The organism is Streptomyces sp. NPDC056361, from assembly GCF_042262805.1.
Classification (GTDB): domain Bacteria; phylum Actinomycetota; class Actinomycetes; order Streptomycetales; family Streptomycetaceae; genus Streptomyces.
On record NZ_JBHJQI010000179.1, the window covers coordinates 1 to 15,653 of the forward strand.

The following is a 15,653-nucleotide window of genomic DNA, read 5'->3' on the forward strand; positions in this document are numbered from 1 at the left end:
GGTTGCGGCTCATGCCGGTCTCCTCCCACACGCCCCAGGCCACGGAGGTGGCCGCCAGCCCGCGCGAACGCAGGTGGGCGGCGTGGTGGGCCGCGAAGTCCGAGGCGGTGACGTAGCCGGAGACGGCGGCCGCGGCGGCGTGGCCGGCCGGCCACGGGCCGGACGGCAGGGCCCGCCCGGCGGCCCGGCAGGCGGCGGCCGCCTCCCGGAAGTCGGCCTCGTACCCGTCCAGGAGGGACAGGAACCGGCGGGTCGGCCCGGTGAGGCTGGTGCCCCGGGGACTGCGCAGCAGCAGGCGCGCGCCGAGCGCGTGCTCCAGCCGGTGGATGCGCCGGGTGAGCGCGGACTGGCTGATGGACAGCACGGCCGCCGCCCGGTTGATGCTGCCGTGCCGGGCCACCGCCCGCAGCAGGTGCAGGTCCTCCACGTCCAGCTTGCGCCCCTCGGGCGGCATCGCCGGCGCGCCGGGGTGCGGGCCGGTCCCGGCGGGGTCGGCGTGCCGCCGGGACTGCTCGGCGTGCCAGCGGGTCCACCAGGGTTCGTCGAGGAGGTCGCGGTGGTCCGCCGCGAAGCGGCGCAGATGGCCGCGGGCGATCAGGGCGGCCAGCCGGGCGGCCAGCGCGGGCGGCACGACCGTGGGGTCGGCCAGCAGGCTCGCGGTGCGGCGCGGGCGCTCCACGAGCGAACGGCGCACCAGCGAGGGCGCGTGCGCGGCCGGGTGCGCCGGCGAACCCAGTCCGATCGTGTCCCCGCGGCTCAGGATGCCCCGCACCACCGAGGCGTCGGCGACCTGGAGCCGCGCGGGCGCCGGCAGGCCGGCCGCCTGGAAGACCCGGGCCACCAGGATCTCGGACGCGGGCCCCGATTCGGAGACCCAGGTCTCGTCCCCCAGGTCGGCGAGCGAGATCCGGGACCGGGCGGCCAGCGGGTGGTCCCGCGGCAGGATCACCCACAGGGGGTCGTCGAGGACCTCGTGGGTCCGGGTCGGCCGCTCCGGCGAGTGGCGCGGCGCGTCGCCCGTGGTCCAGGTGTACGCCGCGTCGACGAGGTAGTCGGTGAGGTGCGCGGCGACCTGGTTGGGCTCCTCGTGGCGGACCGCGAGGAGCAGGCCGAGGGTGGCCGCGGCGTCCTCCACCACGTCCTCGGGAAGCGGGGCCGTGGTGGCGAGGGAGAGCACCTCGGGGGCGTCGACGGCCTCGGAGCGGTGGCCGAGGAGCTGGGTGCGCGCGGCGAGGTCGATCCGGCGGAAGAAGCGGCGTCCGGCGACCAGCAGGCGGGATCCCGCCGACGTCAGCTTCGCGGTGTGCAGGCCGCGCAGTGTCAGCGGGGCGCCGACGGCCCGGTCGAGCCGGTCGAGCCGGCGGTCCACCGTGCCGTGCCGGGCGCCCGCGCGCCGGGCCACTTCCGCGATGTCGCCGTACTGTCCCACCGCGGCCAGCAAGGACAGATCGTTCCGACTGATGGCGGACAGACATTCCGTCCCGTCGGCAACCGGCTCCCACTCCACCAAGAGCGACAATTTCGATTCCTTTTTCCATCGAAGAATCAACGTCGAATTGCCCGTTGTCTTTCCGGAATTGCGGAATCGATCATGGCAGGCGGCCCTCTCCTGCCGCTCCCCGCCGCCGCGCGCCGAGAGCGCGCGGAGACCGGGGCGATAGCCGTCAGGCCTGGTCGGTGGGGCGGACGAGGATCTCCTGGACGGTCGCGTGCGGCGGTGCGGTCACGGCGTAGCGGACCGCCTCGGCGACGTCGTCGGCGCTCAGCCTGCGGATCCTGCCGACGCGCTCCTCGAAGGCGGCCTTGGTCGGCGCGTGGGTGATGTGGGTGCGCAACTCGGTGTCGGTGGTGCCCGGTTCGATGAGCACCACGCGCACGCCGCGCTCGGTGACCTCCTGGCGCAGCGTCTCGCTGAAGGCGCCGACGGCGAACTTGGTGGCCTGGTAGACGCCGGCGTTGCGGACGACCGTGCGACCCGCGATGGAGGACATCTGCACGATGATCCCGCGGCTCTCCAGCAGGTGCGGCAGCGCGGCGCGGGTCATGTACAGCACGCCCAGGACGTTGGTGTCGATCATGCGGGTCCAGTCCGTGAGGTCGGCGCCCTCGATCGGCCCGAGCAGCATCAGGCCCGCGTTGTTGACGAGGATGTCGAGGCCGCCCAGCGCCTCGACGGTGGAGCGCACCGCCTCCTCCGCGGCCGCCGGATCGGTGACGTCGAGCTCGACGACGTGGACCTTCGCCCCGGCGGCGGCCAACTCGTCGGCGAGCGACCGCAGTCGCTCGACCCGGCGGGCCGCGACGGCCACGGCGGCGCCCTCGGCCGCCAGCATCCGGGCCGTGGCCTCGCCGATCCCCGAGCTCGCCCCGGTGACGAGCGCGACCTTTCCCTGCAGTGCGGTCATCGTGTCTCTCCTGTGGTCTCGCCGCCGCCCCGGCCGACGGAATTCCGGCGTACGGATTTCCGGAGAATACGGAGACGGCGGGCCCCTCATCCCGTTCCTGGTTATGACTGTTTCCGCCGGGTTATGCGACCGCGGAAGACGCCCGGGCACGGCCTTCGCCGCTCCGGCAGATTGGCTGCACGACATGGCGTTCCGTGCACGGCGATTGGGCGGTGGAAGATGAGCGAGACGGCTCCTCGACAGCGGCAGGAGGCGTCGGCGTACCCGATGCCCCGCGTCTCACCGGTGGATCCCCCGCCGCGGCTGGCCGAGTTGCGGGCCGGGAGCGCCGCGAGCCGGGTCACCCTGTGGGACGGCAGCGAGGTGTGGCTGGTGACCTCGCACGCCGGCGTACGGGCGCTGCTCGGCGACCGGCGCCTCACCGCGGTCACCAGCGCGCCCGGCTTCCCCATGCTGACCCGCACCTCGCCGCTGGTGCGGGCGAACCCGAAGTCGGCGTCGTTCATCCGCATGGACGACCCGGAGCACTCGCGGCTGCGCTCCATGCTCACCCGCGACTTCCTGACCCGCCGGGCCGAGGCCCTGCGGCCGGCGGTGCGGGAACTCCTCGACGAGACGCTGGCGAAGCTGGTGACCGGGGAGCGGCCCGTCGACCTGGTGCAGGGGCTGACCATCCCGGTGCCGTCCCGCGTCATCACCCTGCTGTTCGGGGCCGGCGACGACCGCCGCGAGTTCATCGAGACCCGCAGCGCGATCCTCATCGACCGCGGCTACACGCCCGACCAGGTCGGGAAGGCCCGGGACGAGCTGGACGGGTACCTGCGCGAGCTGGTCGAGGAGCGGCTGGCGGATCCCGGCTCCGACCTGATCAGCCGGCTGGTGCTCGACCAGGTCCGCCCGGGGCACCTGACCGTCGAGGAAGTGGTCCCGATGTGCCGGCTGCTGCTCGTGGCGGGCCACGGCACGACCACCAGCCAGGCCAGCCTCAGCCTGCTGAGCCTGCTGACCGACCCGCACCTCGCCGACGCCCTGGTCAAGGACGCGGAGCTGCTGCCGCAGGCGGTCGACGAGCTGCTGCGCTTCCACTCCATCGTGCAGAACGGCCTGGCCCGGGCGGCGATCGAGGACGTACAGCTCGACGACGTGCTGATCAGGGCCGGTGAGGGCGTGGTGCTGTCGCTGTCCGCGGGCAACAGGGACGAGCGGGTGTTCCCCGATCCCGACCGCCTCGACCCGCACCGCGACGCCCGCCGGCACCTGGCCTTCGGCCACGGCATGCACCAGTGCCTGGGCCAGTGGCTGGCCAGGGTCGAGCTCGAGGAGATCCTCGCCGCCGTGCTGCGCTGGATGCCCGGTGCCCGGCTCGCCGTCCCGTTCGACGAGCTGGACTTCCGTCACGAGGTGTCGAGTTACGGCCTCGGCGCCCTGCCCGTCACCTGGTGAGCGCCGTGGACCGGCTCACCGTGACGGTCGACACCGACGCGTGCTGCGCCATGGGCCGGTGCGCCGCCGGTGCGCCGGAGATCTTCGACCAGGACCCGGACACCGGGACCGTGGTCCTGCTGAACGCCACTCCCCCGCCCGAGCTGCACGACGCGGCCCGGCTGTGCGCCGAGCTGTGCCCCTGCGCGGCCATCACGGTCACCGAGGCCTGATCCCGGCCGCTCGGCGCACCCCGCACGTCCGTCCCCCGCACAGCGGCCGACAAGGAGCGATGATGAACGACGCTGCCGGTTCCGTCCCGTCCGCCGCCGAGGCGGCGCTCGCCGACGACGACTCTCCCATGGGCGCGGCGGCCCGCTGGGCCGTGGAGCTGCTCACGGCACCCGACCTCGCCACCGAGGACGCCCTCGCCGGGCGCTTCGTGCCGTCCTTCCCGTTCGGGCTCGGCGGGGGCTTCACCCAGCGGCTCCGGGAGTGGCGGGAGAAGGGGCCGTTCACGGTCGAGGCGTACGAGCCGGTCGCCCACAAGGGGTGGGTGACCTTGGGCGGGGGCGGGACGCGGCACCTCCTGTCGCTGACCCTGGACTCCAGCGGTCTGCTGCGCCTCCTCACCTTCCAGCCCGAGACGGTGGTCCCGGAGGTCGGCTCCTGGGACGAGGTGGAGGACCTGCTGGGCACCGCCGGCGTGGAGCACTCCGTGCTCGCCGCGCGGCTCGACCCCGCGGGCCCGGTCGTCCTGCACGAGTCGGCCGCCGACCGGCCGATGCCCACGGGGTCGGTGTACAAGCTGTTCCTGCTGCGGGCGCTCCTCGTCGCGATCGACGAGGGCCGGGTGAGTTGGGACGACGAGGTCACGCTGACGCCGGAGCTGCGCAGCCTGCCCACCGGCGACATGCAGGAACTCGCCGACGGGACGCGGGTGTCGGTGCGCGAGACGACGCACAAGATGATCGTGCTCAGTGACAACACGGCCGCCGACCTGGTGATGGACCTGCTCGGCCGGGACGCGGTGGAGCGGGCCCTGGGCCCGGCCGGGCACCACGACCCGTCCCTGATGCGGCCGTTCCTGACCAGCCACGAGGTCTTCGAACTGGGCTGGGGCGATCCGGAGCGGCGCGCGGAGTGGGCGCGGCGGGACGAGGCCGGGCGCCGCGCGCTGCTCGCCGAGGTCGCCGGGCCGATCGCGGTGGGCATCGGCGACCTGGGCGAGACGGTGCACCAGCTGGGGCTCGACTGGCACATGGACGCCCACGACGTGCTGCGGGCCCTCGACGGGCTGCGGCAGGACAGCGAGCGGGACTCCACGGGCGTCGTGGAGGAGATCCTCACGGCCTACCCGGGGATCCCCGTCGACCGGGACCGGTGGTCCCGGGTCTACTTCAAGGCGGGTTCGAGCCCGGGTGTGATGACGTTCTGCTGGCTGGTCCAGGACCGGGCGGGCGTCGCCTGGGCGGTCGTGCTGCGGCAGGCGGCGGCCGAGCAGAAGCTCATCGGCGACGGGGTGTTCCTGCGCGGGGTCGGCCGCCGGATCATCGAGTCCGGTCTGCTCGCGTCGGGCCCCGAGGGGCCGCGGTCCTCCGCCGGAAGCCCCGCCCGGTGAGCGTCCGGGACCGGCTGCTCGCCGTGCTCGTCGCCGTGCTGTGGGGGCTGAACTTCCTGGCCGTGCGGATCGGGCTCGACCACTTCCCGCCGGTGTTCCTGTCGGCGATGCGGTTCCTCGTCCTGGCCGTTCCCGTGGTCCTGTTCGTGCCGCGCCCCAAGGTCGCGGCCCGCTGGCTGGTGATCTACGGACTGGGCTTCGGCGTCGTGCAGTTCGCGCTGCTCTTCCTCGCCATCGACCTCGGCATGCCGTCCGGGCAGGCGTCGGTGGTGGTGCAGGCTTCGGCGCCGTTCACCATGCTGCTCGGCCTGCTGTTCGGGGAGCGGATCAGCCGGCGGCAGCTGGTGGGGATCGCGCTCGCCGTGCTCGGCATGGCGGCGATAGCGGTGGAGCGGGCCCAGGGCGCGGCGCTGCTGCCGCTGCTGCTGACGCTGCTCGCGGCTCTGGGCTGGGCGATGGGCAACGTCGCGAGCCGGCAGGCCAGGCCGGACCATCCGCTGCGCTTCGCGCTGTGGATGTCCGTCGTGCCGCCGGTGCCGCTGCTCGCCCTCTCCGCGCTCCTGGAGGGCCCGGCCACGGGCTGGCGGGCGCTCGGCGAGTCGTTCGGCCCCGCCGGGGCGGCCGGTCTGGTGGCGCTGCTGTACACGTCGCTGGCGGGCACGGTCGTCGGCTCCGGCATCTGGACGACCCTGCTCAAGCGGTACGAGGCGGGGACGGTCGCGCCGTTCTCGATGCTGGTGCCGGTCGTCGCCGTCGCGGTGGCGTGGATCTTCCTCGACGAGCGCCTCACCGCCTGGTCGGCGGTGTCCAGCGCGGCGGTCGTCGTCGGCGTGCTGGTGGGCACCACGAGGGGCCGGACGCCCGCCGGCGGGGCGGGCGGGACGGTCCGCGGTCTGCCGGGGCCGGCGGCCCCGGCAGGGCCGGGTCAGTCCGACGAACCGACGTCGCGGGTCCAGAACACCCAGCGGTCGTAGGGCTCGAAGCCCATCGCCGCGTTGAGCGCGATCACCGGGTGGTTGTCCTCGGCGTTCGCCGTCTCTATCAGCCGCACCCCGGGTTCGTGCCGCAGGACGTACGCCAGGTTGGCCAGCTTGAGGAGCAGGCCGAGGCGGTGGCCGCGGTGATCGCGGTGCACCACCGTCATGCCCTGGAGGGCGTAGGCGGGGTTGCCGGTGGTCTTGGACACGCTGGTGTAGCCGGCGAGGGTGCCGGTCGCCCGGTGCACCACCCCGGTGTGGTGGGCCCGGCGGCCGCGGCCGACCCGCATGGTCTCGAACTGCCGGGCGTAGCTGGCGCGGACGTCCTCCTGGGCCGGGTCCGCGGGCGCGTCGCCCAGGGACAGTTCGAGCCGCGAGACGGGTACGGCGTGCTCGTCGGGGGTGACGGTGCCCCAGGTGACGAGGGAGTACCCGGCGGGCGTGGCGGGCACCCCGCCGGCCAGCGGATCGTGCCGGTCCAGGTCGAGCCACTGGTGCACGCCCGCCGGGATCCCGGACCGGTGCGCGCCCGTCGCCGCGGCGAAGGCGGCGGGCGCCGGGTCCTGGGGCGGGCCCGCGGGCAGGCTCTCGACGACCGTCGCGGTGAGCGAGCTCCGTCCGTGCTTGCGGGCCAGGGACACCGCGTGGTCGTGCAGCGCCCGGCCGATGCCGCGGCGGCGCATCCCGGGGTGGACGAGCAGCTGGTCGACGCGCACGGACGCCGCCCCCTCGGGCAGCGCCAGCCGCAGCGAGCCGACGACCCGGTCGCCGGCGCGGACCACCCAGTCGTCGAGGACGGTGGCGGGCGGCGCGAACCTCAGCGACCCGACCAGGTCGACGTTGCACGGGGGTGCGGAGCGCGGGCCGGCGGCGGTCGCCACGGCCGTGAGGTCGAGCCACTGCCCCACCGTCTCGTCGTCGTCCGCGTCGAGCGGTACGAACTCCAGGTCGTGGGGGGCGTCGTTCATGCGGGGTCCTTCCGGATCGGTGCGGACGGCGCGTCCGCGGCGAGTCCCATCGCCTGGACGTCGTAGAGGCCGAAGGCCGGGTGGACGTAGACGTTGGTGACCCAGGGGTTGCGGAAGTGCAGGGTCTTGTCGTGTACGAGGGGCAGGAGTACGGCGTGGTCCATCACCCGTCGTTCCACGGCCCGCCAGCGCGAAACCCGTTCGTCGGGATCAGTGCTGTGGAGGGTCTCGTCGATGAGGCCGTTGATCACGGGGTCGTCGAGTTCGGGGAGGTTCCAGTTCCCGCCGTTGCGGCGGATCTGGCGGCCGTCGACGAGCGGGGCGAGGAAGCCGTACTCGGTGGGGAAGTCGGCGCCCCAGTCGGTGACGATGAGCCCGAGGCCGTGCCGGCGCACGGTGCCGGGGTGGCCGGCCCCGAGGCTGAAGTACGTGGCCACGTCGAGTTCCTTGACGGTGAGCCGGATGCCGACCCGGGCCACCGACTCGGCGAGCGCGTCGGCGACCAGCCGGAACTTGCCGCGCTGGGTGCCGATCACCGCCTCGAAGCCGTCCGGGAGCCCGGCGGCCGCCAGTTCGGCCCGGGCCGCCGCCAGGTCGCCGCGCAGGTCGGGACCGGTGGGGTACGGGTCGAGGTCCTGGTGCGCGGGCAGCCGCGGCGGGAACAGCGCGGTGGTCAGGTCGCCGCCGGTGACGGGGCCGCCGCGGGCCTCCTGGAGGAGGATCTTGTCCGCGGCGAAGTGCACGGCCCGGCGGGCGTGGACGTCGCCGAAGGGCGGGATGTGCGGCTGGACGGCGACGAAATGGAGGAAACTCGTCCGGGGGTTGTCGATGTGCGAGCGCAGCACGTCGTCGGCCGTCATCCGGCCCTGGGCCGCGTGCTGGAGCCCGCGGCCCTCCAGGTTGATGTCGAACTCGCCGGCGATCAGCCGGGCGTCGAGCTCGTCGACGTCCAGGCCGATGGCCAGTTCCACCCGGTCCGGCAGCGCGGGCCGCAGCGGATCCGTGTCCCGGTCCCAGTACGGGTTGCGCTCCAGCCGCAGGTGCCGCCCCGGCCGGTGCTCGGCGACGCGGTACGGGCCGCTGGAGCGCGGGTCCGTTCCGTAGTCGGCGCCGGTGTCGGCGGCCGGCGGCACCGGCGCGGTGCACGGCTGGGCCATCAGGTGGTCGAAGTCGGAGAAGGGCCGGCTCAGCCGGAAGACGATCGTGCGGTCGTCGGGGACCTGGACGGACGCCAGCGGCCGGTCGGTGCGGTACGGCCCCGGGTAGGGCCGGTCCGGGTCGTCGAGGAGCGGGATCAGATAGGTGGGGCCGCCCGGCAGCACGTCCTGGGCGAAGACCCGCTGCACGGCGTGGCGCACGTCGGCGGCGGTGATCGGGGTGCCGTCGTCGTAACGCAGGCCGGGGCGCAGCCGGTACGTCCAGGTGCGGCCGCCGTCGCCGACCTGCCCGGGGCCCTCGGCGAGGTCGGGGACGGGGACGAGACCGGCGGGTCCCGGGTCGGTCGGATAGGCCATGAGGGTGCGGTTGAGCATGCGCTGGAGCAGCCACACCCACACGTAGTAGGTGCGGGCCGGGTCGAGCGAGTCGACGTCGGCGGAGGAGGCGAGCCGGAGGGTTCCGCCCCGCCGGTCCGAGGGGTTGACCAGGGCGCCCACGCCGGTGTCCCAGCCGGCTCCGGGGCGTGCGGGAACGCTCATCGTGGTGTCCTTTCGAGCCTCAGGAGGAAGGAGTGCTCCCGGGCGGCGAGGCAGCCCCGGGCGAGTTTGGCCTCGACGCTGCCGATGCCGGCGTGCAGGACGGGCACGCCCTGCTCCGCCGCGGCCTCGAGGACGCGGTAGTACAGGACGTCGTAGTAGAGGGGCAGCTTGCCCTGGGCCTCGTAGTCGAAGCCGGCGCGGTGGCCGAACCACTCCTCGGTTCCCTGGGCCCGGTTGCGCAGCACCATGCCGAAGCCGATGGGCACGCCGTCCTTGCGCGCGACGGAGACCATCGCGTCGTCGCCCATGACCTCGCCGATCCAGCGGATCAGCCCCGCCGAGTACTCGGGGGTGGCCGGGTTGCCGTACTTGCGCAGCAGGTTGCAGTCGAGTTCGCCGAGCCGGGGCGCCAGCTCCGGGGTGATCGGCTCGATGCGGACGTCGATCTTCGCCTCGTCGAGGGCCCGGCGCTCCAGCCGGACCCGGCGCCGCCGGTGCGGGGTCATCTCCGCGAGGAACTGGTCCCAGCCGCCCGGGGGGACGGGCAGCCACGCGTAGTGCGCCGACGGGTGGGAGCGGTAGCCGCGCCGGTCGAGGAGGTCCACCAGGCCGGTGTCCCGCTCGTCGACGTGCGGGAAGCAGACGGTGGCCGCGCCGCGCTCCCGCGCCAGCTCCTCGGCCTCCGCGACCAGGGCGGCCATGTCCTCCGGCCGGGCGTCGGCGCCCATCAGCGGCCGGGTGCGGCCCAGATGGCGGCCGCCGCACACGAGGGACGGCAGCAGGGACGCCGGGTCCTGGCCGGCCGTGTCGCGGAGCCGTTCCAGCGCCTCGGGGTCCTCCTCCCGTACGGCCCGCTCCAGCATGGCGTCGGGGCGCGCGAGGAGCCAGGGCACCGAGTCGTCGGCCCAGGCGGTCACCAGGCCCGCCACGGGCCGGCCGCCCCGGCGGCGCACCAGGAAGTCCATGGTGGTGCCCGAGTTGCGCTCCTGCACCGCGAGCCAGCGCGGGGTCTGGAAGAAGTCCTCGGGACCCGCCAGGTCGGCCCAGCCGGCCCCGTCCAGCGCGGCCGCGCCGGGCACGTGCTCCACCACGGCCGGTCCCGCCGCCGGCGCGTTGCCGCTCACGGGCGCTCGGCCCCGTCCGGGCCGGCCGCCCCGTCGGGCCCGTCCTCCTCGACCACGAAGTCGAGGTAGGCGGCGGCCTTGTCGGCGAGGGCCTGGGCCTCCAGGCGGTCGGGGCCCGTGCAGTAGGTGAAGCCGACGCAGGAGGAGTTGTCCATGCGCTGGAGCAGGTGGTCGCCCTTCTCCACGTGCAGCAGCACCTGCACGCCGGGGACGGCGGAGGCGGCCTCGACGCCGTCGACGCGCACGAGGGTGCCGCGCCGCTGGGGGTAGATCATCCGCACGGCGGCGCCGCCGTTGTGGACGACGGGTTCGATCGGCGGGACCTCGCCGATGGTGAGGAGCCAGGCGTCCAGGATGGGGCTGCGCCCGGTGACGTCGGTGACCAGCATGGTCATGCAGCTCGACGGGGTGCGCGGGTTGGCCTCGATGACGCGCCAGCCGGACTCGGTGCGCCGCACCTCGGTGTGGCAGGGCCCGTGGTCGTAGCCGATGGCCTCCAGCGTCCTGATGACGACGGAGTACAGCGCGTCGCGCTCCTCGTCGGGCAGCGGCACCGGGAAGGTGTGCCCGCACTCGATGTACGCCGGGTCGCCGAACAGGTCCTTGGAGGTGACGCCGAAGACGTGGGTGCGGCCGTTCACGGTCATCGTCTCGACGCTGACCTCGACGCCCTCGACGTACGTCTCCAGGAGCACCTCGCCGGAGCGCGGCTGGCCGCGCAGGCTCCGCCGCACCGCGGACAGTTCGTCGAAGGCCTCGGTGAGCTGCGCCATGTCGTCGACCCGGCGGACGCCGTAGCTGATGGCCTCGGCGGGCGGCTTGGCGATCATCGGGAAGCCGAGCCGGCGGGCCGCCTCGGGGAGCCCGTCCCGGTCGGCGACCAGCACGTGCGGGATGTTGTACGGCACGTCCCCGAGCGCGACCCGCAGCCGGTCCTTGACGTTGGCGGTCTCCACGGCGGCGGGGTCCGGGCCGGGCAGGCCGAGCCGCCGGGCCGCCTGCGCCGCGAGGACCGTGTGGTAGTCGGAGAACGAGGTGAGGCCGTCGACGAGGGGGCTCCCGTCGTCGCCGGTGACGGCGGCGAGCACGGCGTCGAGGTCGGTGGTGTCGACGTCGATCACCCGGTCGACGGCCGCGCCCAGGGGGTGGGTGTCCCAGTCGTGGCCGTGGGTGTACCAGTTCCGGTCGCCGGTGAGCAGCCACACCTCGAGACCGTGCTCTCTCGCCTGGTGCAGTCCGAGGACGAAGGGATGGTTCTGCATGTGCTCGACGATCGCGATGCGCTTGCCCGCGAACTTCGCGTAGTCGGCCAGGGGTGTGGTCATCGAACCGCCTCCGTGATTCCGCGGCGCAGTCGCCTGGGCCGCAGTCGCTCGACTGGAACCCCAGTGGACCGCGACCGTGTGCCGGGGGTCACGGGTGTGGCGGAGGAGTGCATAGGCGGCGGGCCAGGCGCATAGGAAGCGCCGCCCACCGGCCCCGGAACCGGAGCCGGATGCGGTGGCGGAGGCCTGGCCGGGCGGACGGGCAGGCGGGCGGGCGGGCGGGCGGGCGGGCGGGCGGGCGGTGGAGGATCGCCCGCTTCGGCGATCCTCCACCGCGGGCGCGGCGCGGCTCAGCCGAAGCGGCCCTCCACGTAGTCCGCGGTGCGCGTGTCCCGGGGGCTGGAGAACATCGCGTCCGTGGGGCCGTGTTCGACGATCACGCCCGGGGTGGCCTGCTCGGCGAGGAAGAAGGCGCACTGGTCGGAGACCCGGGCCGCCTGCTGCATGTTGTGGGTGACGATCACGATGGTGACCTCCTCCGCGAGTTCCCGGATCGTCTCCTCGATCCGCCGCGTCGACGTGGGGTCGAGCGCCGAGCACGGCTCGTCCATCAGCAGGATCCGCGGCCGGACCGCGAGCGAACGGGCGATGCACAGTCGCTGCTGCTGGCCGCCGGAGAGGGCGCCGCCCGGCTGGCGCAGCCGGTCGCGGACCTCCTTCCACAGGCCGGCCCGGGTGAGGCACTCCTCCACGAGCAGGTCCCGGTCGCCGGCGGAGACCCGGACGCCGGTCAGCTTCAGTCCCGCCGTCACGTTGTCGTACACCGACATCGCCGGGAAGGGGTTCGGCTTCTGGAAGACCATGCCGATGTCACGGCGGGCCTCGGTGAGCCGCCGCCCGCGGGCGTAGATGTCGTTGCCGTCCAGGAGCACCTCCCCCGCGAGCTCGGCGCCCGGGATCAGCTCGTGCATCCGGTTGAGGATGCGCAGGAAGGTCGACTTGCCGCAGCCGGAGGGTCCGATGAGCGCGGTGACCCGGCCGGCGGGCATGGTCAGCGAGACCCGGTTGAGGACCTTGCGGGACCCGAACCAGGCGGAGAGGGAACGTGCGTCCAGATGGGAGGCCACGACTGTCCTTACAGGAGGTTGGGAAGGAGGAGCGCCGCCCGGTCGCCGGCCGTGAGACCGAGCGCGACGAGGACGGGGAAACCGACCAGCCAGACGTGCGTGCGGGGCACCCGCGTCCGCGCCCAGACCAGCAGCCCCGCCGCGAGGAGCAGGGCCTGTGCCCACAGCACGAGCGGGAGCCACGCCGAGGGCCGTCCCGCGAGCGGGAGTTCGTCGTCCGGGACGTGGCCGAAGCGGTAGGCGGGGGCGGCTCCCGGCTGGGGCGGGGAGATCAGGTCCGCGTCGACCAGGAGGACCCCGTCCGGCCGGTACGGGGAGCCGGTCGCGGTCATCAGCGTGAGCCGGCCCGTCCCCGGCTGGAGGGCGGGTGGCCGGGGGTCGCCCGCCCGCCGGACGCCGGTCACCCGGTAGGTGTGCTCGCCCTGGCCGGTGACGACCCCGATCGACTCGCCGGGCTGGAGGGTGTCCAGGTGCCGGAACGGCCCCCCGTACCCCGCCCTGCGGCCCATCACGATGCTGTTCCCGGCCTGCCCGGGCAGCACCGTGTCACGACGGTGGCCGGGCCCCGAGGCCAGCACGTCGCCGGAGCTGCCCTCCCGGACGACCTCCTTCACCCCGAGTTGAGGGATGGTCAGCAGGGCGATGGGGGTGCCCGGTTCGGTGGACGGACCGATCGGCGTGGTGGCCTCGGCCAGCGTGCCGCGCAGATCGGCGTAGCCGACGCGGCGGTCCCGCTCCTGGCGGAGGTCGCCGAGGGGTCCGACCGCGGCGACGAAGCCGAGGAGCAGCGCGCCCAGGATCGCCAGGGTGCCGCCGACGGTCCACAGTCGGCTGGAGCGGGGCGCCGGCCCGACGGGTGCCGGGGCGGCACCGGACGGCGCCGGCCCGACCGGGGCGGGGCGCACGTCCACCGGGGTGGGGGTGGCTGTCATCGGGTCTGCTCCGTACGTCGGGGGGTCAGGGGGTGCCGAAGGTGATCAGTCCGCGGCGGCGGGCCCACCGGACGGCGAAGGCTCCGGCGGCCACCAGGGCGGCGGCGAGCATCCCGAGCAGCAGGGGGTCGGCGCCGGTGTCCGCCAGGCCGCCGCCCCCGCCGTTCCCGCCGCCGCTGCCTCCGTTGCCGCCGCCCGACGCGCCGCCGGAGCCGGTCGTGCCGCCCGCGTCGGAGCCGGTGCCGGTGGCCGAAGGGGTGGCCGTGCTGGGCCGGATGCTGGTGGAGACGCCGACGGTGTCGCCGCCGGTCGCGGTCGCCGACGGCGTGCCGGTGGGGCTCGCGGTCGCCGTGGCCGAGGTGGTGCCGGTCGGCGACGCGGTCGCCGTGTCGCTCGGGGTGGGGGACGCCGTGCCGGTGGGCTCCGTCGTGGGCGTGCCCGTCGGGGTTCCGCTGGGCGTACCGGTCGGGGTTCCGCTGGGCGTGCCGGTCGGGTTCGGGCCCGCCGGGTCGGTGTCCTGGTAGGCGGTGCCGGAGGTGAACCAGAGGGAGCCGGTGAAGTCCCCGTACGTGTCGGTGCCGAAGGCCTTCCGGCAGATCACCGTCAGGTCGTAGCGCCCTTCGAGGGTGGTGAACCCGGCCTCGTTGGCGTAGTCCCGCATGGTCATGGTGAGCGGCACGATGAAGCCGGTGCCGGTGGGGTCCTGCCCGTAGGTGGCGAGGGGCGCGTTTCCGACGACGTTCTTGCCCTCGGCGGGGAAGCCCTTGCCGGTCACCTTCACGAGGACGTGGGTGGCGGGCGACGGGCAGCCGCCCGAGGTGGTCAGGGAGATGCTGGTGTCGTCGGCGCCCTCGCCCGGGGTGATCCGGGCGGTGCCCAGCGGGGCGGCGGTGGCGGTCGGCACGATGAGGATGCCGACGCCGGCGAGGGCCGTCGCCGCGGCGAGGGCCACGCCGGCCACGGTCCGCCGGGAGAGGCGTCTGAACTGCACGATGAGCTCCTTGTCGGGGATCTCGGGGTTCTCGGGGTTCGCGGTGGACTTCGCCGGGGCCGCCGTCCGCCGTCCGCGCCCGTTCCGCCGCGCCCGCCGGCGCCACAGGAGGCCCGCGACGAGGAGCAGGAGCAGGCCGAGCGCCGTCCACGGCACCGTCCACAGCGGCACCGAGCGGGTCAGCGAGGGCAGTCGCGGATCGACGCCGTCCCGCGTCACCACGGGCTGTACGGAGACGACGGCGGAGGCGTGCAGCAGCGGGGCGACTCCGTCGGCCTCGGCGGTGACGGTCAGGGCGCTGCCGGGGAGCAGTTCGCCGAGGTCGCGGGCGCCCGAGGCGATGACCGAGGACCCGAAGAGGCCGTTGACGCGGACGGCCTGGCGGGCGCCGAGCCGGACGTTCCCGGTGTTGCGGACGGTGTAGGTGACCGTGGCCCTGCCGGTGGCGAAGGGGTTGAGGCTGCCGTGGTACTCGGCGCGGACGCCGTCCACGGTCAGCTCGGGGCGGATCGTGCCCGCCACCCGCAGGTAGACGCGGGCACCGACGCGCTGGTCGAGCCGGACCTGGTTGCCCCGGGCGTCCTTGCCGGTGCCGGAGAGGGAGGCGACGATGCCGCCGGTGTGGTCGCCGGGGGTGGCCTTGCTCGGCACGGTGAGCGTGAAGGGCACGATGACCCGGCCCTTGGGCGGGATCGTCACCTTGTTCTTCGCGAGCTTGATCCAGCTTCCCGCGTCGGTCGGCTCGGTGCCGGCGGGGAGCAGGTCGAAGCCGCCGTCGACGGTGTTGACGGCGTCGCTCGCGTAGACGTCGAGGGTCAGCGGCCGGGAGCCGTAGTTCCACAGGGCGATCCGGTCGCGGATCCCGGCGCCGCCGGTGACTCCGTACGAGAAGTGGGGCCGCTGGTCGGGCTTCCGGGGGCCGGAGGGCTGGACGCCGAAGACGGCCTTCCTGTCGTTCTGCCCGCCGTCGGCGGGAACGGCGGCCGTGGCGTGCGGGATTCCGGCGCACGCGAGCAGCAGGACGAGCAGCGCCGTGAGGAGCGCGCCGGCCCGTCGGGCGGGGCGGGGTGGGGTCATGGCGGGTCTCCAGAGGTCAGGGGCGGGGCGGAACCGCGGCGCGGTTC

The 15,653-nt window shown here is 74.5% G+C and carries 13 protein-coding genes; 4 read left to right on the top strand and 9 right to left on the bottom strand.

All coding sequences use genetic code 11. The features are described from left to right. Positions 1 to 1,441, bottom strand: a 1,441-nt coding sequence (locus ACFCY7_RS35935; RefSeq protein WP_376490274.1) for a LysR family transcriptional regulator, incomplete at its 3' end; no start/stop codon positions are given. A 223-nt stretch (positions 1,442 to 1,664) separates the two neighbouring features. Next, positions 1,665 to 2,405 (bottom strand): SDR family NAD(P)-dependent oxidoreductase, encoded by a 741-nt coding sequence (locus ACFCY7_RS35940; RefSeq protein ID WP_376490275.1) that lies wholly within the window; start codon positions 2,403 to 2,405, stop codon positions 1,665 to 1,667. Between the two features lie 219 nt (positions 2,406 to 2,624). On the opposite strand from ACFCY7_RS35940, the gene ACFCY7_RS35945 reads away from it, so the two are divergent. From ACFCY7_RS35945 to ACFCY7_RS35960, 4 genes are read left to right on the top strand one after another with little or no spacing between them, the layout of a single operon-like run. Then, positions 2,625 to 3,848: a cytochrome P450 gene (locus ACFCY7_RS35945; RefSeq protein ID WP_376490276.1), complete on the top strand. Its 1,224-nt coding sequence runs from the start codon at positions 2,625 to 2,627 to the stop codon at positions 3,846 to 3,848. Beyond that, positions 3,845 to 4,060 (top strand): ferredoxin, encoded by a 216-nt coding sequence (locus ACFCY7_RS35950; protein ID WP_376490277.1) that lies wholly within the window; start codon positions 3,845 to 3,847, stop codon positions 4,058 to 4,060. The genes ACFCY7_RS35945 and ACFCY7_RS35950 overlap by 4 nt, the downstream gene beginning before the upstream one ends. A gap of 59 nt (positions 4,061 to 4,119) precedes the next feature. Then, positions 4,120 to 5,448: a serine hydrolase gene (locus ACFCY7_RS35955; protein ID WP_376490278.1), complete on the top strand. Its 1,329-nt coding sequence runs from the start codon at positions 4,120 to 4,122 to the stop codon at positions 5,446 to 5,448. Next, the gene (locus ACFCY7_RS35960; RefSeq protein ID WP_376490279.1) at positions 5,445 to 6,422 is read left to right on the top strand and encodes an EamA family transporter; all 978 of its coding nucleotides are present in this window, start codon (positions 5,445 to 5,447) and stop codon (positions 6,420 to 6,422) included. The genes ACFCY7_RS35955 and ACFCY7_RS35960 overlap by 4 nt, the downstream gene beginning before the upstream one ends. Here ACFCY7_RS35960 and ACFCY7_RS35965 read toward each other — a convergent pair. The 7 genes from ACFCY7_RS35965 to ACFCY7_RS35995 form a co-directional block, all read right to left on the bottom strand. After that, a complete protein-coding gene (locus ACFCY7_RS35965) occupies positions 6,374 to 7,393 on the bottom strand; it encodes a GNAT family N-acetyltransferase (protein WP_376490280.1) in 1,020 nt (339 codons plus the stop codon). The two genes, ACFCY7_RS35960 and ACFCY7_RS35965, sit on opposite strands and share 49 nt — an antisense overlap. After that, positions 7,390 to 9,090, bottom strand: a complete 1,701-nt coding sequence (locus ACFCY7_RS35970) for an ABC transporter substrate-binding protein (protein ID WP_376490281.1) — start codon at positions 9,088 to 9,090, stop codon at positions 7,390 to 7,392. The genes ACFCY7_RS35965 and ACFCY7_RS35970 overlap by 4 nt, the downstream gene beginning before the upstream one ends. After that, the gene (locus ACFCY7_RS35975; protein WP_376490282.1) at positions 9,087 to 10,214 is read right to left on the bottom strand and encodes a GNAT family N-acetyltransferase; all 1,128 of its coding nucleotides are present in this window, start codon (positions 10,212 to 10,214) and stop codon (positions 9,087 to 9,089) included. Before ACFCY7_RS35975 ends, ACFCY7_RS35970 begins: the two co-directional genes overlap by 4 nt. Further along, complete coding sequence (locus tag ACFCY7_RS35980; RefSeq protein ID WP_376490283.1) at positions 10,211 to 11,539, bottom strand: ATP-grasp domain-containing protein; 1,329 nt, start codon at positions 11,537 to 11,539, stop codon at positions 10,211 to 10,213. The genes ACFCY7_RS35975 and ACFCY7_RS35980 overlap by 4 nt, the downstream gene beginning before the upstream one ends. Positions 11,540 to 11,829: 290 nt before the next feature. Continuing rightward, positions 11,830 to 12,606 carry a phosphate ABC transporter ATP-binding protein gene (locus ACFCY7_RS35985; RefSeq protein ID WP_376490284.1) on the bottom strand — a complete coding sequence of 259 codons (777 nt, stop codon included), beginning with the start codon at positions 12,604 to 12,606 and terminating at the stop codon, positions 11,830 to 11,832. 8 nt (positions 12,607 to 12,614) lie between these two features. Then, positions 12,615 to 13,538 carry a class E sortase gene (locus ACFCY7_RS35990; protein WP_376490285.1) on the bottom strand — a complete coding sequence of 308 codons (924 nt, stop codon included), beginning with the start codon at positions 13,536 to 13,538 and terminating at the stop codon, positions 12,615 to 12,617. Between the two features lie 25 nt (positions 13,539 to 13,563). Beyond that, positions 13,564 to 15,606 (bottom strand): WxL protein peptidoglycan domain-containing protein, encoded by a 2,043-nt coding sequence (locus ACFCY7_RS35995; protein WP_376490286.1) that lies wholly within the window; start codon positions 15,604 to 15,606, stop codon positions 13,564 to 13,566. Between the last annotated feature and the right edge of the window lie 47 nt (positions 15,607 to 15,653).

Bases quoted from the DNA above. Each gene is read 5' to 3' on its own strand.
- ACFCY7_RS35940 (WP_376490275.1), bottom strand. From the start codon at position 2,405: ATGACCGCACTGCAGGGAAAGGTCGCGCTCGTCACCGGGGCGAGCTCG.
- ACFCY7_RS35945 (WP_376490276.1), top strand. From the start codon at position 2,625: ATGAGCGAGACGGCTCCTCGACAGCGGCAGGAGGCGTCGGCGTACCCG.
- ACFCY7_RS35955 (WP_376490278.1), top strand. From the start codon at position 4,120: ATGATGAACGACGCTGCCGGTTCCGTCCCGTCCGCCGCCGAGGCGGCG.
- ACFCY7_RS35965 (WP_376490280.1), bottom strand. From the start codon at position 7,393: ATGAACGACGCCCCCCACGACCTGGAGTTCGTACCGCTCGACGCGGAC.
- ACFCY7_RS35970 (WP_376490281.1), bottom strand. From the start codon at position 9,090: ATGAGCGTTCCCGCACGCCCCGGAGCCGGCTGGGACACCGGCGTGGGC.
- ACFCY7_RS35980 (WP_376490283.1), bottom strand. From the start codon at position 11,539: ATGACCACACCCCTGGCCGACTACGCGAAGTTCGCGGGCAAGCGCATC.
- ACFCY7_RS35990 (WP_376490285.1), bottom strand. From the start codon at position 13,538: ATGACAGCCACCCCCACCCCGGTGGACGTGCGCCCCGCCCCGGTCGGG.
- ACFCY7_RS35995 (WP_376490286.1), bottom strand. From the start codon at position 15,606: ATGACCCCACCCCGCCCCGCCCGACGGGCCGGCGCGCTCCTCACGGCG.